Source organism: Pseudomonas lactucae (assembly GCF_016937615.1).
GTDB classification, from domain to species: Bacteria; Pseudomonadota; Gammaproteobacteria; order Pseudomonadales; family Pseudomonadaceae; genus Aquipseudomonas; species Aquipseudomonas lactucae.
In genome coordinates this window covers 1-568 of record NZ_JAFHKI010000265.1, presented here as the reverse complement: position 1 = coordinate 568, position 568 = coordinate 1, and the positions used below count along the sequence as shown (strand labels likewise).

At 63.2% G+C, this 568-nt stretch carries 1 pseudogene; it reads right to left on the bottom strand.

What is annotated here, in order from left to right:
* Window positions 1-568: pseudogene (locus tag JWR98_RS29180) on the bottom strand (ATP-binding cassette domain-containing protein); the annotation flags it as partial.

Below are 568 nucleotides of genomic sequence, written 5' to 3'. Positions count from 1 at the left end.
GGCCGCGAGGTTATGGATGATCTGGTAGATCTCGGCCTTGGCGCCGATATCGATGCCTCGGGTTGGTTCGTCCAGCAGCAGCACCTTCATCGGCATCGACAGCCAGCGGCCGAGAATGGCCTTTTGCTGGTTGCCGCCGGAGAGGTACATGATTTTCTGGTCGGCGTTCGGCGTCTTGACTTTCATCGCCTTGATTTGATGCTCTGCGTTGCCCTTTTCCCAACCGTCGCGCAGCAGCCAGCCGAAGGTCGAATGAGCGCCCCGCGCACTGATGTTGATGTTCTCGGCCACGCTGGAGAGCGGAATGATGCCTTCCTTCTTGCGGTCCTCCGGGCACAGCAAGACACCGGCGGCAATGGCGTCGCGAGGCGAGCGCAACTGCAACGGCTCGCCACAGAGTTCCAGGCTGCCGCGCCGGCGCGTTCCAGGCCGCTGAGCAGGCGGAACAACTCCGTGCGCCCTGCCCCGACCAACCCGAACAGGCCAAGAATTTCGCCTTTGCGCACCTGGAAACTCACCGGCTCACGCAGGCCAGGGCCGAGCAGACCGTCGACCTTGAGCGCCACCT